The sequence below is a fragment of the Kocuria salsicia genome (assembly GCF_039532055.1).
Taxonomy (GTDB): domain Bacteria; phylum Actinomycetota; class Actinomycetes; order Actinomycetales; family Micrococcaceae; genus Kocuria; species Kocuria salsicia.
In genome coordinates this window covers 671,347-693,786 of the sequence record NZ_BAAARF010000003.1, presented here as the reverse complement: position 1 = coordinate 693,786, position 22,440 = coordinate 671,347, and the positions used below count along the sequence as shown (strand labels likewise).

At 69.7% G+C, this 22,440-nt stretch carries 23 protein-coding genes; 15 read left to right on the top strand and 8 right to left on the bottom strand.

The genetic code is table 11. From position 1 onward, the window contains the following. Nucleotide 1: 1 nt before the first annotated feature. Both ABD264_RS03055 and murA read left to right on the top strand, forming a co-directional pair. Nucleotides 2-280, top strand: a complete 279-nt coding sequence (locus ABD264_RS03055) for a F0F1 ATP synthase subunit epsilon (RefSeq protein WP_344204099.1) — start codon at nt 2-4, stop codon at nt 278-280. A gap of 159 nt (nt 281-439) precedes the next feature. Further along, entirely contained in the window at nt 440-1,723 is a 1,284-nt protein-coding gene (gene murA / locus ABD264_RS03050; protein ID WP_144942481.1) for a UDP-N-acetylglucosamine 1-carboxyvinyltransferase, read from the top strand. Between the two features lie 164 nt (nt 1,724-1,887). Here murA and ABD264_RS03045 read toward each other — a convergent pair whose 3' ends face one another. The 3 genes from ABD264_RS03045 to ABD264_RS03035 all read right to left on the bottom strand — a co-directional run bounded on the left by ABD264_RS03045 (nt 1,888) and on the right by ABD264_RS03035 (nt 4,367). Continuing rightward, nucleotides 1,888-2,091, bottom strand: a complete 204-nt coding sequence (locus tag ABD264_RS03045; RefSeq protein WP_144942482.1) for a cold-shock protein — start codon at nt 2,089-2,091, stop codon at nt 1,888-1,890. Nucleotides 2,092-2,448: 357 nt separating this feature from the next. Further along, nucleotides 2,449-3,144, bottom strand: coding sequence for an endonuclease NucS (gene nucS, locus ABD264_RS03040; RefSeq protein WP_144942483.1), 696 nt, complete (start codon nt 3,142-3,144; stop codon nt 2,449-2,451). Between the two features lie 44 nt (nt 3,145-3,188). Further along, nucleotides 3,189-4,367 carry an AI-2E family transporter gene (locus ABD264_RS03035; protein WP_244944681.1) on the bottom strand — a complete coding sequence of 393 codons (1,179 nt, stop codon included), beginning with the start codon at nt 4,365-4,367 and terminating at the stop codon, nt 3,189-3,191. Nucleotides 4,368-4,513: 146 nt separating this feature from the next. Between ABD264_RS03035 and ABD264_RS03030 the strand changes: the two genes are divergently transcribed. From ABD264_RS03030 to ABD264_RS03010, 5 genes are all read left to right on the top strand, one after another. After that, nucleotides 4,514-5,527, top strand: a complete 1,014-nt coding sequence (locus ABD264_RS03030; protein ID WP_144942485.1) for a tetratricopeptide repeat protein — start codon at nt 4,514-4,516, stop codon at nt 5,525-5,527. A gap of 55 nt (nt 5,528-5,582) precedes the next feature. Then, nucleotides 5,583-6,488, top strand: a complete 906-nt coding sequence (locus ABD264_RS03025; protein WP_290500435.1) for an ABC transporter ATP-binding protein — start codon at nt 5,583-5,585, stop codon at nt 6,486-6,488. Continuing rightward, nucleotides 6,470-8,311 carry a hypothetical protein gene (locus ABD264_RS03020; RefSeq protein ID WP_303105700.1) on the top strand — a complete coding sequence of 614 codons (1,842 nt, stop codon included), beginning with the start codon at nt 6,470-6,472 and terminating at the stop codon, nt 8,309-8,311. The genes ABD264_RS03025 and ABD264_RS03020 overlap by 19 nt, the downstream gene beginning before the upstream one ends. A 41-nt stretch (nt 8,312-8,352) precedes the next feature. Next, a complete protein-coding gene (locus ABD264_RS03015) occupies nt 8,353-8,694 on the top strand; it encodes a DUF3039 domain-containing protein (protein ID WP_290500438.1) in 342 nt (113 codons plus the stop codon). A 183-nt stretch (nt 8,695-8,877) separates the two neighbouring features. Then, complete coding sequence (locus tag ABD264_RS03010; RefSeq protein WP_303105704.1) at nt 8,878-10,680, top strand: DEAD/DEAH box helicase; 1,803 nt, start codon at nt 8,878-8,880, stop codon at nt 10,678-10,680. Between the two features lie 57 nt (nt 10,681-10,737). Here ABD264_RS03010 and ABD264_RS03005 read toward each other — a convergent pair whose 3' ends face one another. Further along, on the bottom strand, nt 10,738-11,355 hold the full coding sequence (locus ABD264_RS03005) for an isochorismatase family protein (protein WP_144942488.1): 618 nt from the start codon (nt 11,353-11,355) through the stop codon (nt 10,738-10,740). Between the two features lie 36 nt (nt 11,356-11,391). Next, complete coding sequence (locus ABD264_RS03000; protein WP_344204087.1) at nt 11,392-12,732, bottom strand: nicotinate phosphoribosyltransferase; 1,341 nt, start codon at nt 12,730-12,732, stop codon at nt 11,392-11,394. Between the two features lie 76 nt (nt 12,733-12,808). Here ABD264_RS03000 and clpS point away from each other — a divergent pair, with 76 nt between their 5' ends. The 8 genes from clpS (at nt 12,809) to ABD264_RS02960 (ending at nt 18,687) form a co-directional block, all read left to right on the top strand. Next, nucleotides 12,809-13,177, top strand: a complete 369-nt coding sequence (gene clpS, locus ABD264_RS02995; RefSeq protein WP_144942490.1) for an ATP-dependent Clp protease adapter ClpS — start codon at nt 12,809-12,811, stop codon at nt 13,175-13,177. Continuing rightward, on the top strand, nt 13,177-13,737 hold the full coding sequence (locus tag ABD264_RS02990; protein WP_290500440.1) for a DUF2017 domain-containing protein: 561 nt from the start codon (nt 13,177-13,179) through the stop codon (nt 13,735-13,737). The genes clpS and ABD264_RS02990 overlap by 1 nt, the downstream gene beginning before the upstream one ends. Before the next feature lie 66 nt (nt 13,738-13,803). Further along, nucleotides 13,804-14,697, top strand: coding sequence for a glutamate racemase (gene murI, locus ABD264_RS02985; protein WP_144942492.1), 894 nt, complete (start codon nt 13,804-13,806; stop codon nt 14,695-14,697). 23 nt (nt 14,698-14,720) lie between these two features. After that, nucleotides 14,721-15,560, top strand: a complete 840-nt coding sequence (locus ABD264_RS02980; protein ID WP_295107820.1) for an MBL fold metallo-hydrolase — start codon at nt 14,721-14,723, stop codon at nt 15,558-15,560. A gap of 10 nt (nt 15,561-15,570) precedes the next feature. Further along, complete coding sequence (gene rph / locus ABD264_RS02975) at nt 15,571-16,380, top strand: ribonuclease PH (protein WP_144942494.1); 810 nt, start codon at nt 15,571-15,573, stop codon at nt 16,378-16,380. After that, nucleotides 16,361-17,080, top strand: a complete 720-nt coding sequence (gene rdgB / locus ABD264_RS02970; RefSeq protein ID WP_414672755.1) for an RdgB/HAM1 family non-canonical purine NTP pyrophosphatase — start codon at nt 16,361-16,363, stop codon at nt 17,078-17,080. Before rph ends, rdgB begins: the two co-directional genes overlap by 20 nt. 3 nt (nt 17,081-17,083) lie before the next feature. Next, complete coding sequence (locus ABD264_RS02965) at nt 17,084-17,944, top strand: phosphotransferase (protein ID WP_303105708.1); 861 nt, start codon at nt 17,084-17,086, stop codon at nt 17,942-17,944. A gap of 161 nt (nt 17,945-18,105) precedes the next feature. Then, a complete protein-coding gene (locus ABD264_RS02960) occupies nt 18,106-18,687 on the top strand; it encodes a 3'-5' exonuclease (RefSeq protein WP_303105710.1) in 582 nt (193 codons plus the stop codon). A gap of 182 nt (nt 18,688-18,869) precedes the next feature. Here the strand turns inward: ABD264_RS02960 and ABD264_RS02955 are convergent, their stop codons facing one another. The 3 genes from ABD264_RS02955 to ABD264_RS02945 form a co-directional block, all read right to left on the bottom strand. Further along, the gene (locus ABD264_RS02955; RefSeq protein ID WP_303105712.1) at nt 18,870-20,171 is read right to left on the bottom strand and encodes an ADP-ribosylglycohydrolase family protein; all 1,302 of its coding nucleotides are present in this window, start codon (nt 20,169-20,171) and stop codon (nt 18,870-18,872) included. Between the two features lie 137 nt (nt 20,172-20,308). After that, a complete protein-coding gene (locus ABD264_RS02950) occupies nt 20,309-21,088 on the bottom strand; it encodes a PKD domain-containing protein (protein ID WP_303105714.1) in 780 nt (259 codons plus the stop codon). A gap of 317 nt (nt 21,089-21,405) precedes the next feature. After that, nucleotides 21,406-22,185 (bottom strand): DUF6318 family protein, encoded by a 780-nt coding sequence (locus ABD264_RS02945; protein WP_303105716.1) that lies wholly within the window; start codon nt 22,183-22,185, stop codon nt 21,406-21,408. Nucleotides 22,186-22,440: the final 255 nt, after the last annotated feature.

Here is a 22,440-nt window from a genome sequence, read left to right as displayed (position 1 = left end):
GATGGCCGAACTCATCGTGGAAATCGTCGCCCTGGATCGGAAGATCTGGAACGGCACCGCCCGACTCGTACGGGTGCGGACCACCGAGGGCGACATCGGCATCATGCCCGGGCACGAGTCCATGGCTGGGCTGCTCACCGCCGGGGAGTTCGCGATAGACCGCGTGGAGGGTGACCGCCTGCGCGGCACCATCGACTCCGGTTTCGTCTCCGTCGACAACAACCGCGTCACGGTCGTCGCGGACGAGGTCTCCCTCGAGTCGGAGAACCGGTCCGCCTGACCGGATCGCCTGACCCGTCGTCATCGACCCTCGTGCCTGCTGGTGCGGGGGTCGACGACGTTGTGAGGTCTCCGCGGTGTCGTCACGGCCGCGCACGGTCACCGTGGCTGGCGCCGTTCCCAACTCCCCCAGACAATGCCGTGGCCACCAGGAGGAACCGTGGAAGAAATGATCGAGGTGCAGGGCCCGTCTGCCGTGGCCGGGGCACTGCCGGTGTATGGCGCCAAGAACAGCGTGCTCAAGCTCATGGCGGCCACGCTGCTGGCGGTGGGACGCTCCACCATCACCAACGTTCCCGAGATCCACGACGTCACCGTCATGGCGGAGCTGCTGCGGCGCCTGGGCTGCGACGTGTCCTACCGGCCGGCTGAGCACGAGGTCAGCATCGACGTCCCCGAGGAGCTCGGGCACCAGGCCGACTACGACCTCGTGCGGGCCATGCGCGCGTCCATCTCCGTGCTGGGGCCGCTGATGGCACGCTGCCACCGGGCGGAGGTGGCCCTGCCCGGGGGAGATGCGATCGGTACGCGCGGTCTCGACATGCACCGCGCCGGGCTGGAGGCCATGGGCGCCCAGCTGAGCATTGAGCGGGGCTTCCTGCGAGCCAGCGCGGACGGCGGGCTCGGGGGAGCGACGTACCGTCTCGGCTACCCGTCCGTGGGTGCCACGGAGAACCTGATGACGGCAGCGACCACGGCCCGGGGCGTGACCGTGCTGGAGAACGTGGCGCGTGAACCGGAGATCGTGGACATCGGCCGGATGCTGCGGGAGATGGGTGCCCGCATCGAGGGGCTCGGCACCACCACATTGACGATCCACGGGGTGCCCCGGCTGTCTCCGGTCACGCACCGCACCGTGGCGGACCGCATCGTCGCGGGCACCTGGGCTTTCGCCGCTGCGGTGACGGGTGGCAGAGTGGAGATCCAGGGGGCGGAACCCGAGCACCTGTCCGTGGTCCTCGACAAGCTGCGATGCGCGGGCTGCGAGATCGACACGCGCGAGGGACGGTTCGTGGTGCAGGGCCCCGAACGACCACGAGCCATCAACGTCTCCACGCTTCCGTACCCCGGGTTCCCCACGGACCTGCAGCCGTTCGTGGTGGCCCTCAACGCGGTGGCGGAAGGTTCCGGGATCATCACGGAGAACGTGTTCGAGGCTCGCTGGGGCTTCACGGCCGAACTCGAACGGCTGGGGGCGCGTGTCCGGCTGGACGGCCACCACGCCCGCGTGGACGGCGTCCCGGCTCACGAGCTCTCCGGCGCGCCCGTGGAGGCCATGGACATTCGCGCCGGCGCGGCCCTCGTGATCGCGGGCATGGCCGCCCAGGGCGTCACGGAGGTCTCCGGGGTGGAGCACATCGACCGCGGCTACGAGCACTTCGTGGACCACCTCGCCAACGCGGGTGTCCGGGTGCAGCGGCGGATCGCGCGCGGCTGGAGCTGAGCCGGGCGCGGGTCCCGGTCCTCCGGAACCCGCGCCCGGGCTGTCGGCGGGGGACCGTTCCCGGTCGGCTGTTCCGCCGCCGCATCCCGTGCCCGTCCCACCCCGGGCACGAGAAAACCCCCGCCACCTCTCGAGGTGGCGGGGGTTTCGTCCGGGGACGCGACTCAGATGAGGGTCACACCGGTGGCCTGGGGGCCCTTCTGGCCCTGGCCGATCTCGAACTCGACGCGCTGGTTCTCTTCGAGGGTGCGGAAGCCGCCCGACTGAATTTCGCTGTAGTGGACGAAGACGTCGCCATCAGCGTCGTCCGGCGTGATGAAGCCGAAGCCCTTTTCTGCGTTGAACCACTTAACGGTGCCCTGAGCCATAATGGGGCATCTCCTTCTGGAGTAATAGTGCGTGCACATGGATGTGCACCTGAACTGGTACCGCGAGAAGGCTGTGGATGCGGCTCACGATATGTTGTGCCACAGCGCCAGTCAGAACTTCACGCTCGCTACCATTCCTGCGAGCATGTCAAACATGATGCGAGAACACCTCAAGCATCACATACTGTTGCGGGACGGTCAATCGTTCCGCGTGGCCGCGGCGAATGTGTCGCCAAGATCTCAGTGGTAGCGCACTGGTCACTCTGAGCTCCGCAGGACACCACGACCTGCCATCCGGAGCGGTTGCAGCGACTGCGGCCCAGGAGGGAAGCGGCGCGTGCTGCCGGCCGGGGAGGCTCAGAAGAGTCGTGACTGCGTGTCGACGGCCCCGCGCATCTCGTCGTAGTCCAGGCTGAGGCACTCGATGCCGCGGTCGCGGGCCAGGGTGCGGGCCTGGGGTTTGATCTGCTGGGCCGCGTAGACGCCGCGGACGGGCCGCAGCAGGGGATCCCGGTTGAGGAGCTCGAGGTAGCGGGTGAGCTGCTCCACGCCGTCGATGTCGCCACGGCGCTTCAGCTCGATCGCCACGGTGGCCCCGTTGGCGTCCCGCGCGAGGATGTCCACGGGTCCGATGGTGGTGGGGTACTCCCGGCGCACGAGGGAGAAGCCCTCACCCAGGCGGGTGATCTGCTCGGCGAGCAGCCTCTGCAGGTCCGCCTCCACTCCGTCCTTGACCAGCCCCGGGTCCGCACCGAGCTCGTGGTGGAGCTGGCTGTGCACGGTGGTGATGTGGATGAGCAGGCGGTCGTCCGACTTGCCCGCGCGGACCTCCCACACCTCGGTGACTCCCTCCGCTGCAAGCTCCTCGGAGGGTTCGCGGACGTGGAGCGTCGCGGGTGGGCTCATCCAGTTCAGGGGCTTGTAGGAGCCGCCGTCGGAGTGCACGAGCACCGAGCCGTCGGCCTTGAGCATGATGAGTCGGCGGGCCGGGGGAAGGTAGGCGTTCAACCGTCCCTCGTAGCGCACCGAGCAGTCTGCAATCATTAAACGCACCAGGACAGCCTAGCGGCAGGCGTGGGTTGCGGCGGCGTCGTCGCTCACCGGGCGTCCTGGCGCGGGACGAAGACCTCACGGACCAGCAGCAGCCCCGCGGCCGCGGTGGGGATGGCGATGAGCGCACCCAGCACGCTCCACAGCGCGCCCCCGGCGGCGACGGCAATGACGGCCACCGCGCCCGGCACCGCGACAGCCCGGGCCATGATGCGCGGAGAGACCACGTAGGCCTCGAGCTGGAGGTAGGCGAAGTAGCAGATGGCGTAGGGGATGGCCGTGTCCCACCCGCCGAGGGAGGCCGCGATCGTGACAAGAATGCCGGCGAGCACGCCGCCCACGAGCGGGATGAACGCGAGCAGTCCCACGAAGAGCACGAGAAGGGTTGCGTAGGGCACTCCCCACACGTTCATGAGGATGAACGCCACGGCTGCGTTGATCAGCGCCACGCACGCCTGGCCCATGACGTAGTTGCCCACACCGTTGGTCATCCGCTCGCCGAGCTGCTGCACGCGGGCGCGGCGGCTCGCGGGGGCCAGCCGGTAGCACCACGCTTTCATGGTGGGCAGGGAGAAGAGGAAGTACAGGCTCAAGGCCATCACGATCAGCGTTCCGGTGATCGCGTTGAGCACCACCCCGCTCACGTTGACCACGGAGCCGAAGATGCCGCCCAGGAAGTTCTCGTCAGTGGTGATCCGCTTCTGCAGCCCGTCCGCGGCGGTCTGCACGGAGGAGGCGATGTCGAAGCGGGCGTCCAGGGTGTGGAAGAGGTCCGATTGCATGAAGTCGTTCACAAAGTCCGGGCCCCGCGCGGCAATCTGCTGCGCCTGTTCGACCATGCGGGGCACTACGCCCAGGATGAATCCGGTGATCAGCAGCGCCAGGGCGACGATCACAATTCCCGCCGCGAGCGGGCGGGGAAGGCCTTTGGATTCGAGCCACCGCACCAGGGGGTCGAGCCCCAGGCAGATGAACGCGGCCGTCACGATCCAGCCGACCAGCCCGCCCACGTTCGTGAGCACGTAGTAGACGAGCAGCGCGAGGCCCACGCCCACCGTGAGCATGAAGCCCGTCTGGACCGGGTGCGCCCGCACGTCACCCGGGCGATCCCAGGGGGCGCGGCGCCCATCCTGGTCCCCGGCGGGTTCCGGCGGCACCTCGAAGCGCTGGCGGGAGGGCCGGAATCGCGCGGGCGGCCTGCGTCGTGGATCGGAGGTTGTGCTCACGCCGGAAGCGTACATCGCGGCGCCGTCGGGACATCCCCGCCGCCCGGTGCACATAATGGAAATGACGACATCCGCGTGCTGTGTGGCACGGCGGGCACATTTTCGACCCGCGCTCCTCGAGGGCGCGGCTTCCGAGGAGGTCAGCCATGAGCGAGTTCCCCCCTTCACCGTCAGGACGTCAGGCCGGTGCGTCGGCCCGTGGACAGCAGGGTGCGCCCGGGCAGGGAGAGCAGCAGGTTCCCGCGTCTGTGCGCGGTGCCGTGGACCTGGGCGCGGCTACGGGCGGCGCGGCCGCCGGCGGGGCACCCCAGGCGGCGCAGGCGGCGTCGACAGCTGCGAACACCAGGGGCGGTTCCTACCGGGTGGCCCTGAACACCGGGAACTTCCAGCAGTACGCGGAAGCTTCCACGCAGTACCCGGTGGTCGTGGTGCTTCACGCGGCGCAGAGCCCGGAGTCGGAGAGCTTCGTTGACCTCGTCGCGAAGGTTGTGGACGGTTTCGACGGCAGGCTGCTGCTGGGCACGGTGGATACGGCCGCCGAGCCGCAGATCGCGCAGGCATTCCAGGCCCAGTCGGTTCCCACGGTGCTCGCCCTGCTGGGCGGGCGCGTGGTGCCGCTCGTGACCTCGACCGTCCCCGAGGAGCAGCTGCGCGGGCTGCTCGGCGAGCTGCTGGGCCTCGCGGAGCAGAACGGTGTCACCGGCACGGCGGAGCCCACGGATGCTGGGAACGGGGAGCCTGCACCATTGCCGCCCCTGCACCAGGAGGCGGTGGACAAGCTGGAAGCCGGTGACCTCGACGGCGCCGAGGCCGCGTACCGCAGGGCACTCGCCGAGAACCCCGGGGACCACGACGCCAAGCTCGCGCTCTCCCAGGTCCACCTGCTGCAGCGCGTGAGCTCCATGAACGCGAAGGCCGTGCGCGACGCCGCGGCGTCCGACCCGGAGGACCTGCAGGCGGCGCTCGCCGTCGCGGACCTCGACCTCTCCGGGGGTCACGTGGAGGACGCGTTCCGGCGGCTGCTGAACCTCGTGCGCACGAAGGCCGGCGACGAGAAGGACACCGCCCGGCAGCGGCTGGTGGACCTCTTCGACGTTGTGGGAGCAGACGACCCCCGGGTGGTCGCCGCCCGTTCGCAGCTCATGCGCGCGCTGTTCTGATCCGTTCGCGGTGTGGAGCAGTGACACCGGGGATGCCGGTTCCTAGGCTGGGAGCATGAGCATCCCCACAGACGGACCCACGACCCCGCGCCGCGAGCCCGGCCCAGGGGCCGCCACGACCGAGCGCACCCACCAGGACGTCCCCCGCCCGCAGGACCATGACCCCGCTGCGCGCCCCGGTGCGGCTGCGCTCGTGGTGCGGGCGCTCACCAAGGTCTACGGCCACGCGGAGCGCCCCGCCGCGGACCACGTGGACCTCACCGTCCCGCGCGGCTCCTTCTACGGCCTCGTGGGTCGCAACGGCGCGGGCAAGACAACCACCCTGTCCATGGCCACCGGACTGCTGCGTCCATCCTCCGGCACCGTGCTGGTGGGCGGCGGCAGCCGTGACGAACTCGTGGACGTGTGGGGGGACTCCGTGCGCGCCAAGCAGCGCATGGGCGTGCTGCCGGACGGCGCGCACCTCTTCGACCGGCTGACCGGCCGCCAGCTCGTGGCCTACTCGGGCCTGCTGCGCGGGATGGACAGGGAGGTCGTCAAGCAGCGCACGGAGGACCTGGTGAAGGCCATGGACCTTCAGGACGCCGCCGGACGCCAGGTGCAGGACTACTCAGCGGGCATGACGAAGAAGATCGCGCTCGCCGCCGCCATGATCCACGCGCCCAGCCTGCTCGTGCTCGATGAGCCGTTCGAGTCCGTGGACCCCGTCTCCGCCGCCAACATCCGCTCCCTGCTGCACCAGTACACGGAGGCGGGCGGGACCGTGGTGGTCTCGAGCCACGTCATGGACCTCGTTCAGCGCATGTGCGACCACGTGGCCGTGATGGACCAGGGGCGCGTGCTCGCTCAGGGCACCACGGCGCAGGTGTGCGACGGTCTCTCGCTGGAGGACCGTTTCGTGTCCCTCGTGGGCGGTCGCACAGACGCAGGGGAGGAGCTGCAGTGGCTTCGTCCCGAGTGAACCCCGACCAGTACCCTCTCGACCCTTCGCGCACCACATCGGGGCGTGCGCAGCCCCGGGACGGCACGACGTCGTCCGCGGAACCCGGTGCTGCCCCGTGGGACGGCACCGGGAGCCCGACGGCGCACGGTACGGACGCGCGCGATGCCGCCACGAGGGTACCTGCGGAAGCCGACGCCGCGGTGCCCCGCTCCGTGCACCCGGCGGGTGGCGGGGCAGCTGCCACCGTGCGGCACCTCGGGGTGCTAGAGGAGGCCCGTCGGCTCGCCTCACTGAAGTGGCGGGTGCTGCGCAACACGCTGTCCCGCAGCACGTGGGTGCTCGTGGGGACGATCCTCGGAGGGCTCTATGCCCTTGGCGTGCTCGCGATGCTGATGATCTCTCTCTACTTCCTGGGCGCGGAGGAGCTGCGGTGGGTGGTCACCGCGTCGGTGCTGCTGGGCACGGCGCTGCTGCTCGGGTGGTGGATCCTGCCCGTGGCCACGTCCAAGGCGGACGCGACGCTCGACCCCGCCCGGCTGGGACTCTTCCCGCTGAGCACGTCGGGTCTGCTGGTCGGACAGGTTCTGGGTGCGCTGATCGGCATCCCCGGAGCGCTGACGCTCGTTGCGGGCCTCGGGTGGGCGGTGGCATGGCGGAGCTCTCTTCCGGCGGTGCTCGTGTCCATTCCATGCGCGCTGCTCGGGTTGCTGCTTGCGTTCGTGGGATCGCGCTGCGTCTCCGCCGTGAGCCTCCGCCTGGCTGGTGGCCGGCGCACCACGGAGACGGTCTCGATCGTGGCGCTCGCGCTCGCGGTCCTGACCGGCCCGATCATCACCGCCCTGGGTGCCGGTCTGGAACGGGTCTGGGGCCTGCTCCCCACGTGGGCGGCGGTGCTCGCATGGACACCGCTGGGGGCCGTGTGGGCCGTGCCCGGCGACGTCGCCCTGGGCCACTGGGGCGCGGCACTGGCCCGCCTGCTCATCACCGCGGTGTCGATCGTCGCCCTCACGGTCCTTGCCCGTGTGGCCCTGCGCCGTGCCCTGGGGGACGCCGCAGCCGGAGCCGCCCGCGGCAGCACGAAGGCCATGGAGGGCATCGGGCTCTTCGGCCGTGTGCCCGCGACGCCCACGTGGGCGGTGGCCGTCCGCTGCCTGCTCTACTGGACGCGGGACCCCCGATACAGCGCGTCCCTGGTGATGGTCCCCGCGATGTGCGCGGTCGCGTGGTTCCTCACCTCGCAGTCCGGGTTCGTAGTCTGGCTGCTGCCTGCGGGCATCGCCCTGCTGATGGCCTTCGCGATCTCCGCGGACATCTCCTACGACAACTCCGCGTTCAGCCTGCACGTGCTGGCCGGGGTCCCCGGGCTGGCGGACCGGCTCGGGCGGGTGATGGCGCTGTTCGTCGTGAGCGTGCCCCTGGTGGCCGTGGCGCTCGTCGTGTGGCTCGTGCGCGCGGGGGACTGGGGCGCGGTGCCAGCAATGCTGGGCCTGTGCGCGACCCTGCTGCTCGGGGGTGCCGGAGTGGTCTCGGTCGTCTCTGCGCGCTACACCTATCCCACACCGCCCCCGGGGTCCACGCCCATGAAGAGCGCCCAGGGGTTCACCCTGCTGAACCTGGTGATGCAGTTCGTGCTCATGGGGGTGATCGTGCTGCTCGGCCTGCCCGCTCTCGCCCTGCTGGTCGTTTACCTGATCTCCGGGGACCACACGTGGAGCTGGCTCGCGCTGGCCGTCGGCCTCGTGGAGGGTCTCGCGCTGCTGTGGATCGGTGCGCGCGCAGGCGGGCGGTGGCTCGACGCGCGCGCCCCGGAGCTGCTGCAGGAGGTCTCCGCCTACCGGTGAACAGGGAAGTCGGCACTGGCACTCGGGGTACAGTGGGAGACATGGAATTCACCGATGCCCAGGAATCCCAGGTACCTTCCGTGCGGTCCTCCCGGGTGGTCAGCAGCACCGAGTCGGCGACCGAGCCGCAGACCGTGGGTGGCACCTCCACCATTGAGCGCGAGGAGACCCGCCAGTTCGCGGAGCCCGGTGACCACGAGCGCTTCGCGCACTACGTCCGCAAGGAGAAGATCATGGAGTCGGCGCTGTCCGGCGAACCCGTGATCGCCCTGTGCGGCAAGGTGTGGACCCCCGGTCGGGACCCGCAACGCTTCCCGGTGTGCCCGGAGTGCAAGGAGATCTACCAGGGCCTGCGCCCCGGCAAGGACAAGCCCGAGAACTGACTGGCATCCCAGAGCAGTGAGGCCCCGCAGAGCTGCGGGGCACCCGACGGCGCCCGCAACTGAGCGGGCGCCGTTGCCGTGCGACGTCGTTCCCTCGTGTGAGGACGACGCCGCCGCGGTGGTCGCGCGGTGCGCGACCGGGGCAGTGCGCGCCGCCGAGCGCGCGGAGAGGACGAACACCACGTGTCTGACGACGACCAGCTGTCCCTTTTCGGGGCGGCCGCAGATCTTCCCCCGGCCTACCCGGACAGGGCCGCGTGGGGCACCGCACCCAAGCTGCGCGCGTGGCAGGCCGAGGCGATCCAGCGCTACGAGACCGCCCAGCCCCGCGACTTCATGGCCGTGGCCACCCCCGGGGCCGGCAAGACCACCTTTGCGCTCACGGTCGCGAAGAAGCTGCACGACTCCGGCGCTGTCCAGCGCGTGACGGTGGTGACCCCCACCGACCACCTCAAGCGGCAGTGGGCGGACGCGGCCTCGCGCGTGGGGCTTGCCATCGACCCCAACTTCAAGAACGCGGACGGCCAGCACGGGCGAGGCTACATGGGCGCGGCCGTGACGTACGCGCAGGTGGCGAACAAGCCGTTGCTGCACCGGGCGCGCACCGAGGCCGGGCGCACGCTCGTGATCATGGACGAGATTCACCACGCGGGCGACGCCCTCTCCTGGGGCGACGGGCTGCGGGAGGCGTTCGAGCCCGCCACGCGGCGGCTCGCCCTCACGGGCACGCCGTTCCGCTCCGACACCTCACCCATACCGTTCGTGACCTACGAGGAGGACGGCGAGGGCATCCGGCGCTCCACGGCGGACTACACCTACGGGTACTCGAACGCGCTGCACGACCACGTGGTGCGCCCCGTGATCTTCATGGCCTACTCGGGGCAGATGCGCTGGCGCACCTCCGCCGGTGAGGAGATGGCCGCCCAGCTTGGGGAGGGCTTCACCAAGGACATCACCTCCCACGCGTGGCGCACCGCGCTGGACCCGAACGGCCAGTGGATCCCGTCCGTGCTGCGGGCCGCGGACCAGCGGCTCACGCAGGTGCGCCGAACGGTTCCCGACGCCGGTGCGCTCGTGATCGCCACCGACCACCAGGACGCGAAGGCCTACGCCGAACAGCTGCACGCGATCACGGGGGAGCGTCCCACCGTGGTGCTCTCGGACGACAAGGCGGCGTCGAACAAGATCGACCAGTTCTCCGAGTCGGACAGGCGCTGGATGGTGGCCGTCCGTATGGTCTCCGAGGGTGTGGACGTGCCGCGTCTCGCGGTGGGCGTCTACGCGACTTCGACGTCCACACCGCTGTTCTTCGCGCAGGCCGTGGGGCGCTTCGTGCGCGCCCGCAAGCGCGGCGAGACGGCCTCCGTGTTCCTCCCGTCCGTCCCGGCGCTGATGGCGCTCGCCAACTCCATGGAGGAGGAGCGGGACCACGCGCTGGACAGGCCCAAGAACATGCCCGGCGTGGTGGACTTCGACCAGCCCATGGAGGAGGGCTGGGACGACGACCTCCTGGACGCGGCAAATCGCGAGGAGAAGGCGTCTTCCGCGCTGGCCCAGGGCAACTTCCAGGCCCTGGACTCGGACGCCTCGTTCCACGGCGTGCTCTTCGACGGCGGCGCGTTCGGCGGGGGAGCGGCCGTGGGCTCCGAGGAGGAAGCCGAGTACCTCGGGATCCCGGGGCTTCTGGACCCGGAGCAGGTCTCGGCGCTGCTGCGGGAGCGCCAGACGCGCTCGTCACAGCGGCAGGGGTCGGGCGCCTCGCAGCCGGAGCAGCCCATGGTTCCGGACCACCGCCGGCTCAAGGAGCTGCGCTCTCAGCTGTCCAAGAACGTCTCCGCGTGGTCCGCCCGCACCGGCACGCCCCACGGCGTGATCCACAACGAGCTGCGCGCCAAGTGCGGTGGCCCCGCGGTGGCGCAGGCCTCGGAGGAACAGCTGGACGCGCGGATCGCGCTGCTGCAGCGGTGGTTCATCGGCCGCAAGTGAGCACTTGCCGCAGGCCGACGACGGCGCGGTCGTTCAGCGCCGTTCGGTCGGCGCCGTTCAGTCGAGTTCGGTGACGACCTCCGCGCCCGTGTCCTCGAGCTCTGCCACGGCCTGCTCACCGCGCTCGCGGTCCACCGGGGCGGTCAGGGGCAGCAGCACCCGCGTCTCGTAGCCGGCCTCCACAGCGTCCTTGGCGGTCGCGAGGACGCAGTGCTCCAGCGCGAGGCCCACGACGTCTACGACCTCGACGTTGCGCTCCCGCAGCCAGTCGTCCAGGCTCACCCGCTCCTCGTCCGCGCTCTCCTCGGGCTCGCCCATCGGAACGTCGACGTCCGGGGCAGAGAGGCCCTCGAAACCGGAGTAGGCGGCGTCGTAGGCGCCCTTGCGGAAGAACTCGGCCACGTGCTCCGTGTCCAGGTCCGGGTGGATCTCCGCGCCGCGGGTCTCCGCGACGCAGTGCACCGGCCAGCTCGTACGGTAGTCCGGGGTCTCGCTGAAGTGTGAGCCGGGCTCGATGTGCCAGTCCTGCGTGGCCGCCACGGCATCGTAGTCCGCGTGGTGGTCCTCGAGGTACTCGGAGACCGCAGCGGCCACCGCCGCGCCACCCGGCACAGCCAGGCTGCCGCCCTCGCAGAAGTCGTTCTGGATGTCCACGATCACAAGTGCGGTGCGCATGATCGCCTTCCTTTCGGTGTTCTCAGCCCGGTGTGTTCAGTGGGCAGTGCCGGGTTCGATGACGGTGGGAATCACGGGCTCGCCCTCCGAGAGCCTACGAGCCGCGCGCGGCAGCTCCGCGATCGACTCGGCGTGGCGAGTCCGGGCCCGCACCACGGCCTCAGGGCCGGTGAAGCCCTCGCGCAGCTCGCCGCCCGTCACGTAGTCCACGAGCAGGGGGCGGTCGTCGCCGTCGTCCTCGGGCAGGTGGGAGACGCCCACCATTTCGTGCGTGGCCACGCCCTGGGGGTTGCGACGGCGCAGCGCGTACTTCTCGCCGCCCACGGACGCCTTCCCGGACGAGGCCTTCGCCACGGGTTCCATCGTGCCGGATGCACCCTCGCGTGAGACGAGCTTGTAGACCATGGACGAGGTGGGGGCGCCGGAGCCGGTGACGAGCCGCGTGCCCACGCCGTAGGCGTCCACGGGAGCGGCCCGCAGCGCGGCGATGGCGTACTCGTCGAGGTCGCTCGTCACTGTGATCTTCGTGTGCTGGTTGCCGAGCGTGTCCAGCAACGCGCGCACCGACGACGCCTGGGTCACGAGGTCCCCGGAGTCCAGCCGCACGCCCCCGAGGTCCGGGCCTGCGATCTCCGCGGCGAGTCGGACGGCCCGCTCGACGTCGTACGTGTCCACGAGCAGCGCAGTGGAGACGCCCAGAGCGTCGAGCTGCGCGCGGAACGCCTGCTCCTCGGTGTCGTGCAGCAGCGTGAAGGAGTGCGCGGCGGTGCCCACGGTCTTCACGCCGTAGCGGAAGCCCGCCTCCAGATTGGAGGTGGAGTCGAAGCCGGCGACAATGGCGGCGCGCGCCGCGGCCACGGCGGCCTGCTCGTGCGCGCGGCGCGAACCCATCTCGATGCACGGCCGGCCCCCCGCGGCACCCACCATGCGTGACGCGGCGGAGGCCACGGCGGAGTCGTAGTTGAGGACGGAGAGGATGAAGGTCTCCAGCACGCACGCCTCGGCGAACGAGGACTCGACACTCAGCAGGGGTGAGTGAGGGAAGTACGTCTCGCCTTCGGCGTAGCCGCGGATCTGGCCCGTGAACCGGAAATTCTCCAGGTATGCGACGGTGGCGGCGTCGACGACGTTTGTGTCACGCAGGAAGCGCAGCTGCTCGTCCGTGAAGCGGAACTGCTCGAGGCCTTCGAGCAAGCGGCCCACCCCGGCGAAGACGCCGTAGCGCCGGCTGTGCGGCAGCCGCCGGGCGAAGACCTCGAAGACGCTGCGCCGCGACGCCGTGCCGGCGCGCAGGGCCGCCTGCAGCATGGTCAGCTCGTAGTGGTCCGTCAGCAGGGACGTGGGCTGCGGGTGCCAGGAGTAGGTGTGCTCGTTCACCCCGCCAGCCTAGTGCGCGCGCTCGACGAGCACATCCCGCCTGCGGATACGGGAACGCGCGACTACCATGAGGACAATGTCCGGTTCCTACACGGCGGCCCACACCCCGGCCCCCAGCACCAGCGCGGTTCCCGCGGTCCTCATGAGCGCCGCACCCGCGGAGTCCCCGACGGTCTCACGGGACGAGCAGGCCGCCACGGCCGTGAACGTCCCGTGGAACGTGGTGGTCTGGGACGACCCCGTCAACCTCATGAGCTACGTGGTCTACGTGTTCAGGGCCCACTTCGGCTACCCGGACGCCAAGGCCCGCACGCTCATGCTGGAGGTCCACCACCAGGGGAGATCCATCGTGTTCACGGGCTCGCTCGAGGAGGCCGAGGCGCACGTGAGTGCACTGCACGGCTACGGCCTGTGGGCGACCTACGAGAAGGCCGGGGAGAACTGATGGCACACGGGTTCAAACGCACGCGCAAGGGCATCACGGCTCGTTTCGAGCGTCCGGAGGTACGGCTGCTGCAGAAGCTGTTCTCCGACGTCGCCACCACCCTGGAGCCCGAGCCCCGCGAGGACGCGGACCCGCTCGAGTCACTCGTGGGGTGGGACGAGGAGGTCCCGGAGCCCGAGGACCCCGCGGTGCGTCGGCTGCTGCCCGCCGCGTCGTCGGACCCGGAGCAGGCCGCGGAGTTCCGGCGTCTCACTGACCGCACCCTGCGCGAGGGCAAGACCGCCGCGCTGCGGGCGTCCTCGCTCGCGCTTGAGTCCGATCCGGTGCTGCTCACCCCCGAGCAGGCGCAGGACTTCGCCCGCGCCCTCAACGACGTCCGCGTGGTGCTCGCCGCCCGGCTGGGCATCGAATCGCCAGAGGATGCCGAACGAGTGGGAGAGCTCACGGACTTCAGCCGCACGGAGACTGTGGAGGACTACATGGCGGTGGTCTACAACTTTGTCTCCTGGCTTCAGGAGACTCTCATGACGGCGCTGCTGAAGACGCTGCCGTCCCGGTAGCCCCGGCCCTGTTACCGGGTGACTCATGTGGGAGGTGCTCCCCGAAAAGCACTACAGTTTTCCGGTATGCAGGCTGAGCACGGACGTCGACCAGGACCAAACCCCAACTCGCCCATCGGTGTCTTCGACTCCGGTGTGGGCGGGCTCACGGTGGCCCGCTCGATCATCGACCAGCTGCCCCACGAGGAGATCCTCTACGTGGGCGACACGGCTCACGGGCCCTACGGCCCCCTGCCCATCGCGGAGGTCCGCTCCAACGCCCTGCGCATCATGGACGACCTCGTGGACTCAGGCGTCAAGCTGCTCGTGATCGCGTGCAACACAGCCTCCGCCGCCGTGCTGAGGGACGCCCGCGAGCGCTACACGCGCGGTTACGACATCCCGGTCACCGAGGTGATCCAACCGGCCGTGCGTCGAGCCGTGGCCACCACGCGCACGGGCCGGGTGGGCGTGATCGGCACCGAGGCGACCATCGGCTCGCGCGCCTACGACGACACCTTTGCCGCCGCACCCCAGCTGGAGATCACCTCCGTGGCGTGCCCCGAGTTCGTGGAGTACGTGGAGCGCGGCGTCACCACGGGCCCGCAGCTGCTGCGCACCGCCCAGGAGTACCTGCAGCCGCTCAAGGACGCCCAGGTGGACACGCTGGTGCTCGGCTGCACGCACTACCCGCTGCTCACCGCGGTGATCTCCTACGTCATGGGGGAGAGTGTCAACCTGGTCTCCTCCGCGGAGGAGACCGCGCGGGACGTCTACCGCTCGCTCATGGACCACGGCCTCGAACGCGATCCCGACCTTGCTCCCCACCACGAGTTCCTCGCCACGGGGGACCCCGTGGGCTTCGAGACGCTCGCGCAGCGCTTCCTCGGTCCCGAGGTGGTCCGGGTGCGCCACACCGCCTCCGTGGCGGAGCAGTACCCCACTGGCTCGCTCGCCACGATCCACCCGGCTCAGCGCTGAGCCGGCGGCAGAAAGGTCAACACATGCTGCTCACCGTGGTCGGCAACACCGGCAGCTTCCCCGGTCCCGACGCGCCTGCCTCCTGCTACCTGCTCAGCGGCGAGGACGCGGACGGCCGGACGTGGCGGATCGTGCTCGACATGGGCAACGGGACACTGGGCGCCCTGCAGCGCCACATCCAGCTCGATACCATCGACGCCATCATGCTGTCCCACCTGCACCCGGACCACTGCGTGGACGTGGGAGGACTGCACGTGGCGATCAAATGGGATCCCCGCAGCTGGACGGCCGGGACCATCCCGCTGTTCGGCCCGTCGCAGCTGCCGACCTACCTCAACCAGCTGCACCTGCTGCCTCCGGAGCACTCGATGGACACGGAGTTCGAGTTCCACGTGTGGCAGCCCCTGTGCGCCGTGACGGTGGGACCGTTCACCGTGACCCCGTTCCCGGTGAACCACCCGTGCCCCGAGCCGTACGCCCTGCGCGTGGAGTACCGGGGGCCCTCCGGGACCGAGGTGCTGACCTACTCGGGGGACACGGACGCGTGCGACGAGCTCGTGGAGGCGGCACGGGACGCGGACCTGTTCCTGTGCGAGGCGGCCTACCAGGAGGGGCGTGAGGACGGGTTGCGCGGCATCCACCTCACCGGCCGGCGCGCGGGAGAGACGGCCGTGGCCGCGGGAGCGCGGCGGCTGCTGCTCACCCACCTGCCCGTCTGGAACTCCCCGGAAACCGTCGAGGCCGAGGCAGCCGCGGTGTACGACGGCTCGGTGGAGGTGACGCGTGTGAACAGGCGCTACGACGTCGCCCGCCCCACCGAACGTTCGGTCGACGCGTTGGCACCGGCCGGAGCCGACGACTAGGCTGAGGCGCATGACCTCGCCTTCCGATCCGGCCACGTCCACCACCACCGCCGAGGGTCAGAGCGACTCGTCCGCTGAGCAGCTTGTTCGCTCGGACGGCCGCGGAGTCGCGGAGCTGCGACCCATCACCGTCACCCGCGGGTGGTCCGAGCAGGCAGAGGGCTCCGCGCTCATCGAGTTCGGCGGCACCAAGGTGCTGTGCACGGCCTCGCTCACGGAGGGCGTGCCCCGCTGGCTCAAGGGGCAGGGGCGCGGCTGGGTCACCGCCGAGTACGCGATGCTCCCGCGCGCCACCTCCACCCGCTCGGCCCGCGAGTCCGTGAAGGGCAAGATCGGCGGGCGCACCCACGAGATCTCCCGGCTGATCGGCCGCTCGCTGCGCTCCATCATCGACCTCGAGGCCCTCGGTGAGAACACCGTGGTGCTCGACTGCGACGTCCTGCAGGCGGACGGTGGCACCCGCACAGCGTCCATCACCGGTGCGTACGTTGCACTCGCGGACGCCCTCGCCTGGGCCCGCGAGAACGGCATCCTCAAAGCTGGCGCCCAGCCCCTGACCGACTCCGTGGCCGCCGTGTCCGTGGGCATCATCGACGGCGTGGCTATGCTGGACCTGCCTTACGTGGAGGACGTGCGTGCGGAGACCGACATGAACGTGGTCGTCACCGGCTCCGGAGACTTCGTGGAGGTCCAGGGCACTGCCGAGGGTGCGCCCTTCCGGCGGGACGAGCTCGACTCCCTGCTCGACCTCGCGGTGGCAGGGTGCGCACAGCTGGCGCAGATCCAGCACAGCACGCTGGATGGCACCCGTGACCGCTGACCCGCACGGTGCCCGCATCGTGCTGGCAACCCACAACCAGGGCAAGGTCCGCGAGCTGCAGAGCATGCTCGAGACGGCGGGGTTCTCCGGCACCGTGGTGGACGCCGCAGCGGCCGGACTGGGCGACGTCGTTGAGACCGGCGTGACCTTCCGGGAGAACGCCCTGCTCAAGGCGCGCGCCGCGGCCGCCGGGTCCGGTCTGATCGCGCTGGCGGACGACTCTGGTCTTGCCGTGGACGTGATGGGTGGGGCGCCTGGAATCTTCTCCGCGCGCTGGTCCGGGACGCACGGCGACGACGCCTCCAACCTCGACCTGCTGCTCGCCCAGCTCTCGGACATCGCGCCCGAGCATCGCCGTGCGAAGTTTGTGTGCGCCGTGGCCGTGGTGGGCCCGAGAGGCGAGGAGCACGTGGTTCACGGCGAGCTGCCCGGGACCATCCTGACCGCACCCGCCGGGTCGAACGGCTTCGGCTACGATCCCGTTCTGGCCCCTGAGGGGGAGGGCGGACGCAGCTGCGCGGAGCTGAGCCTCGAGCACAAGAACCGGATCAGCCACCGTGCGCGTGCCATGGCCGAGGCCCTTCCCATCCTGCTGGACCTGCTCCAGCGGGACTGCGGCGCCGCCCCGGGAGCGGACAGCAGGAGCGACGTCGTGGCGACCGAGGCCACCTCCTTTCCCGCCACGGAGCCCGAGGGCTGACACATGACCTTCGCGTGCGGACACCTCCCCTTTGCCGGAGCCGTCGAGGCGGTCCTCGCAGAGGCGGGCGTGAGCGTGGACCGCTCCGAGTGGGAGCTGCACGCCGGTGGATCGGCGCACATCGTGGTCAACGCCGGGCACCTCATGAGCGTGCGGATCGCCAAGAACCCCACGTCCGGAGAGAACGTCCGGCGGCGGACCGAAGCCCTCACGCGGCTGCCCGACTTCGACTTTGCAATTCCCCGGCCGCTGACCCCGGTGCTGCAGGACGGGCGCTACACGGCCGTGGGGATGACCTGGTTGCCGGGGGCCCCGCGCGCGCCGGGATCGGCCGACCCCCGGGAACTTCGCCGGGCGCTGGAGCAGATCCGGCACGCGGACGCCCGTGACGCCGAGCCGTGGCTGGACCGCCCGGGCCAGCACTGGGGCGGACACCGCCGCCGGCACGTTCTCCTCGACCAGGTGCTGCCCCTGCTGCTGCCGCGCACCAGGGACCGGGCCATGAGCGCGATCGAGGACCTCGTGGCGCTGGAGAACGTGACTCCCCAGCTGGTCCACGGGGACCTCATGGGCTCCAACATGCTGTGGGACGGTGAGCACCTGGTGGGTGTCATTGACTGGGACCATGCCTGCATGAGCGACCCCGCCTACGAGGTTGCCTCGCTCGGACTGTGGTTCGGGTGGTCGAGCGTGCGTGATGCCACCGATCCCGAGAGCTACGAGCGCGCGAAGCTGCACGCCAGGATCTTCCCCCTGCAGGCCATTGCCTACGCACTGCACCACGAGTTGGACGCCGCACAGGTCCGGCAGGCCGTGGAGAAGGCGGACGCGTGGTACGAGACGCGGGCGGCCGCGGCCGCCTGAAGGTCGTGGCGGGGCCGGCCGCCTTCGGGCAGACCACTCGCGGCCGGGTCGGTTTCTGCCGGATCGCTCTCTGCCAGATCGGTCTTGACCAGACGCGTCTCGGGCAGACCGCGCGTGGCCTGGCGTGTCTGGGTGTCGGAGTCGTTGCCTAGGCTCGGAGCGTGCCCGTCAGTTTCACCGCCATCGACTTCGAGACCGCCAACCGCAGCTTGGCCTCCGCATGCGCCCTTGGTGTGGTGCGGGTCCAGGACGGGCAGGTGGTCGACACGCGCTACTCGCTGCTCCGGCCACCTCCGGGCCACGACGCCTTCGAACCGGGAAATATCCGAATCCACGGCATCCGACCCGCGGACATCCAGAACGCCCCGAGCTTCGAGGCGGCCTGGGGCTGGGTGTGCCGCGCGATCACCCCGCAGGACCCGGACGCGGTGCTTGTGGCGCACAATGCGGTCTTCGACACGGGGGTCGTCAAGGCCGCCAACAGCGCCTGCGGTGGGACGGCCCGACCCTGGGACTACGCGTGCACCCTGCGTCTCTCCCGCGCGGCGTACACCCTGCGCTCCTACGCTCTGCCCTCGGCATCCCGCGCCGCGGGGGCCGAGGTGCAGGAGCACCACAACGCCCTCAGCGACGCGCTGGCCTGCGCGGGAATCGTGCTGGACCTGGCGCGGCGCAGCGGGGCGGACAGCATGGCCGAGCTCGCGGCGCACTATGGGGTGAAGATGCAGCGCACGGAGCTCTGAGGGGTTCGTGCCCGGTCGGGCGGTGCGGGGCCGAGTCGGGTTGTCACGTGCCCGCGGCCTCGGGGAATACCGGTCAGTGGTGCCACTCGCCCCCTGCCACTCGCCTGCGGCCTCGGGAAGCCGGCCAGGGCCTGCGACTCAGCCGCAGGCCCGGCGCGATCGGTCAGGACCGGAGCGCTCGGTCAGGGCCGCCACAGGGAGTTCCAGTGCTCCGCGAGGCGCAGGAGTTCCGTGCGCACCGGATCTACGGCATCCCGCGACCCGGTCTCCTCGGCACTTTGGGTGTTGCCGGCGCCCCCGGCACTCTCGATGTTCCCGGTGCTGCCGCGGTGTGATCCCGTCGGGACCCCCAGGGTGGGAGCATCGCCGGGGGAGTCAGCACCGTCAGACGCCATGGATTTCTCCGCCTGCTGATCCCCAGTCCGGGGCGCATCCTCTGCCTCCAGCTGAGCGGCTGCGAGTCCCCAGCGGGCGGCCGCGACGACGACAACCACCTGTTGCGCCGCGAAACTCGTCACACCGCGATCCGTGAGCAGGGCGCAGGCGCTGCGAACGACGTCGTCTCCCGAGCCGGGCCAGGCTCGGCCCTCCAGCGCACGGCTACCGGCATGGCCCTCACGCGCGAGGTCTTCACTCGCGAGGTCCTCGCGATCTGCTGCGTCCTCGACCGCGAGCAGTGCTGCGAGGCCCAGCGCCAGCGCGTCGGTGGCCGTAGCACCCGTGCCCAGCCGCCCCGTGAGGGTCTCGGGAGCACCGGTCCAGAGTGCCGTGCGGGCGTCCGCATCGGCCAGGGTTGCGAGCAGGTCGCGTGTGCGCGGGGCGGGCCTCGTGATCGCGGAGGAAACCCGGGCCGTCTCTGCGAGAACCTCTGCCAGGGAGGCGTCTGAACTGCGGGCTCGAATGGCCGCGTGGACCGTGAGAACCAGGGCTGTCGCCGCGGTCTGTGCCTCCGGGCTGCCGTGGGTGATCGCCGCCGAGTCGAGCGCCAGCACAATGAGCGACTTCCACCCCACGTTCGGAATCAGGCCGTACGGCGCAGTGCGCGCCAGCACCTCGGGGCTCTGCGCGTCCGGCAGGACCGGCCTCACGACCTCTCCGAGGCGACCGGTGGCAAGGGCCGTGAAACTGTCCCCGTCGTGCGGACCAGGGGCGGAGAGCGCCGGGAAGTCACGGTCCAGGACGTCAGCGGGCGGTCTGGGGGCGTCGGACGGGAGCTGCGCCCCGTTGGCGACGGCCCAGCGGAGATACGCCAGCCACGCGCAGGCGGTGGGGTCAGCGGACTGGCCGTCGTTGGCCCAGCGCGCGACCTCGTTGAGCGCACTCACCGTGCGGGCCGAGAGCTGGACGGCCTCGTTCCCAGCGGCTGGTTCCCCTGCGGACCACGGTGCCAGGAGGACGCTGCGCACCGCGTTCGGATAGTCCGACGACGACGGATCCAGGCCGTGGTCTCGGTCCAGCAGTTCAGGGGTCCCGGGTGACGTCATGGTTCCAGTCTATGAAAGGTGTGACTCCACGGCGCGGCTCGATTCAGTCCTCATTGCCTGACTCCAGGGCTCCCCGGCCCTGGGTTTCCGGCTCCCCGGCTCCTGGGCCCCTGACTTCCTGGGTCTCAGAGTGCGCGTCAGCGGCGACCACCCGGGCAGCCGAGTCCCGCGGGGTTGACCAGGCAGTCGTCGGCGACGTTGTGCACCGTGGCCCGCCACACCGTGAGCGCGACGGGCGGCGACGTGACCTGGTTGTAGCCATTGACCGGCTGCCACCCGGTGCCCGCGATGTTGTACTCCCCGTAGAACGAGGTGGTGAGCGTCAGGCTGTAGTCACCGGTGGCCGTGTAGACGTGCGAGGTGTCGGTGGGGACGTCCCATTCCCCGTCTGTCAGCGGGGCGCCCGTGAGGGGAGTGGGTCCAAGCGTGCTGCCGTCCCCGTAGTTCCAGGTGTACTGCACGGGATAGGCACGGACCGACACGGGATAGCCGCCCAGGGTGGTCTCAAAAGTCTGGGGCTGGGCCACCGCGTAGACGTTCGTGTTCATGTTCTTCAGGGTGTCCGGGGCTGGTTGGGCGTGGTTCTCCGCAGGTGCCACCGCGAGCTGTTGGAAATCCTGGAGCGTGAAGACGGGCAGGGGGACGTAGCCTTCATCGTCTGCACCCTCAGCCTGTCCCTGGGCCACGCACATCTGTGTCCCGCGAGCAGAACGCTGGCCGTCTCCGGCGCCACCCACCACGACGTCCATGTTCACACCCTTGGCTCCCGAGTCATTGGTGCACTCCTGCGACGTCCGGCAACGCGTGAGCGCGGATCCCTTGTCGTCGATGCAGGGATCCTGGAGACCAAAGGTTGTCCGGTTCTTGGCGGTGTCCATGAGCTGGGAGTTGAAGAAAATCGAGTCGTCGTTGGACATCAAGGCGTTGCGCAGAGCTCTCTGGTAGGAGGCATCCGTATCGGGATTCCAGGCAGCACCAGACTCCGTGCTTTTAGGCGCCGCGATGCCGACAACTTGGGACCCTGAATTGGATGCGCTTTTACGCACCTCTATTTCGATTGTGATATCCGAACCTTCAGCATTCGCCCTACTCAAACTTAACCCGGCTTCATCGCCTTGACCCCACCCTTGGCTTGAATCGTCTGCAAATGATACCCGTGAGCCATAAACCAGAAAAAAGAACGTCATGAATATGCCTAATACTATCGCTATTGGAATTTGGCGTTTTACGTGATTCACAGCGCGCCTCGAGGGGAAGCTGTTACGTATTGCCACGCGCCGTCCGTATAAACGATCGATGCATCAAGGAATGAATCTGAGTCGTACGGTCGCTGCCGACTATCGACCTTTCCATCTTTAAATACAATCACACCGCTACTGGTTGCATGCACCGGGGCTGTATATTCTCCGCTTTTTCGCTGAACGAACGAGTCTGGTAGAATCTCGGCAGTCTCGTAGCCACCTGCCATCCACTTACTGTCTGAAAAGTTTTCGTCAATGCGGGAATATTGATCACTGCAGCGAGTGCATGAGGGCGAGGTGACTGAGCGAATTAACGAGGTGTCCCCAGTTTGGAACGCGTACCATTGCGTCGCGAGTCGGTAATCCAGGAACGCCTGTGCGCCAGCCTCCGTCTCCTGCTTCGCCTCGTCGGGCATGACGGGCTTGGGTACGTTTCTCGCTGGGTGCGCGAGGGTGGCGGGTTCGTAGTCGTTGGGAATCTTTTGGCCCGTGGCGAGCACGGTGGGCTCCTGGGGACGCCAGTCGTCGGGCAGGGGGTTCTCCGACCCGGACGGTGCGGGCGTCGTCGTGCTGGTGTCATCGGACCCGGTGTTGGCGGTGGACTCAGCCGATGCACTGGCGTGGGAGGGTGACAACGAGTTGGACGACGCCGTGGCTGTCTCCTCGGGGACGTTGCCACCACCCGTGCACCCCGTGAGCAGCACCGCCGCCAGGACCGCGGCGGAGACCCCCGTTGCACGGCGGCTCCTCACTGCGACATCGTGGATGCCCATGATTTCCCCCTAGTCTCGAAACATCGGGTGTGACGTGTCGAACATCTCCCAGAGCATAGGGGGTGCTTCGCGACGCAAGCCACGCCTGCGGACGAACTGTGGACAGTAGGAAATATGCGCATGCATGACCGCAGGTCAGGGCCGGGCAGGAATCCCGAATCCGCTGAAACAATTCCGCGTGTTCACGGTGAGAGCCTGCACCACCCGTCCACGGGCATCGGGACAGCATCCCTCCACACGGCGCGGGATCCCATA

Coding starts and splice junctions, on each gene's coding strand:
- ABD264_RS03055 (WP_344204099.1), top strand. CDS start 2: ATGGCCGAACTCATCGTGGAAATCGTCGCCCTGGATCGGAAGATCTGG.
- ABD264_RS03045 (WP_144942482.1), bottom strand. CDS start 2,091: ATGGCTCAGGGCACCGTTAAGTGGTTCAACGCAGAAAAGGGCTTCGGC.
- ABD264_RS03030 (WP_144942485.1), top strand. CDS start 4,514: ATGAGCGAGTTCCCCCCTTCACCGTCAGGACGTCAGGCCGGTGCGTCG.
- ABD264_RS03025 (WP_290500435.1), top strand. CDS start 5,583: ATGAGCATCCCCACAGACGGACCCACGACCCCGCGCCGCGAGCCCGGC.
- ABD264_RS03015 (WP_290500438.1), top strand. CDS start 8,353: ATGGAATTCACCGATGCCCAGGAATCCCAGGTACCTTCCGTGCGGTCC.
- ABD264_RS03005 (WP_144942488.1), bottom strand. CDS start 11,355: ATGCGCACCGCACTTGTGATCGTGGACATCCAGAACGACTTCTGCGAG.
- clpS (WP_144942490.1), top strand. CDS start 12,809: ATGTCCGGTTCCTACACGGCGGCCCACACCCCGGCCCCCAGCACCAGC.
- ABD264_RS02990 (WP_290500440.1), top strand. CDS start 13,177: ATGGCACACGGGTTCAAACGCACGCGCAAGGGCATCACGGCTCGTTTC.
- murI (WP_144942492.1), top strand. CDS start 13,804: ATGCAGGCTGAGCACGGACGTCGACCAGGACCAAACCCCAACTCGCCC.
- ABD264_RS02980 (WP_295107820.1), top strand. CDS start 14,721: ATGCTGCTCACCGTGGTCGGCAACACCGGCAGCTTCCCCGGTCCCGAC.
- rph (WP_144942494.1), top strand. CDS start 15,571: ATGACCTCGCCTTCCGATCCGGCCACGTCCACCACCACCGCCGAGGGT.
- rdgB (WP_414672755.1), top strand. CDS start 16,361: ATGGCACCCGTGACCGCTGACCCGCACGGTGCCCGCATCGTGCTGGCA.
- ABD264_RS02965 (WP_303105708.1), top strand. CDS start 17,084: ATGACCTTCGCGTGCGGACACCTCCCCTTTGCCGGAGCCGTCGAGGCG.
- ABD264_RS02955 (WP_303105712.1), bottom strand. CDS start 20,171: ATGACGTCACCCGGGACCCCTGAACTGCTGGACCGAGACCACGGCCTG.
- ABD264_RS02950 (WP_303105714.1), bottom strand. CDS start 21,088: ATGTCCAACGACGACTCGATTTTCTTCAACTCCCAGCTCATGGACACC.
- ABD264_RS02945 (WP_303105716.1), bottom strand. CDS start 22,185: ATGGGCATCCACGATGTCGCAGTGAGGAGCCGCCGTGCAACGGGGGTC.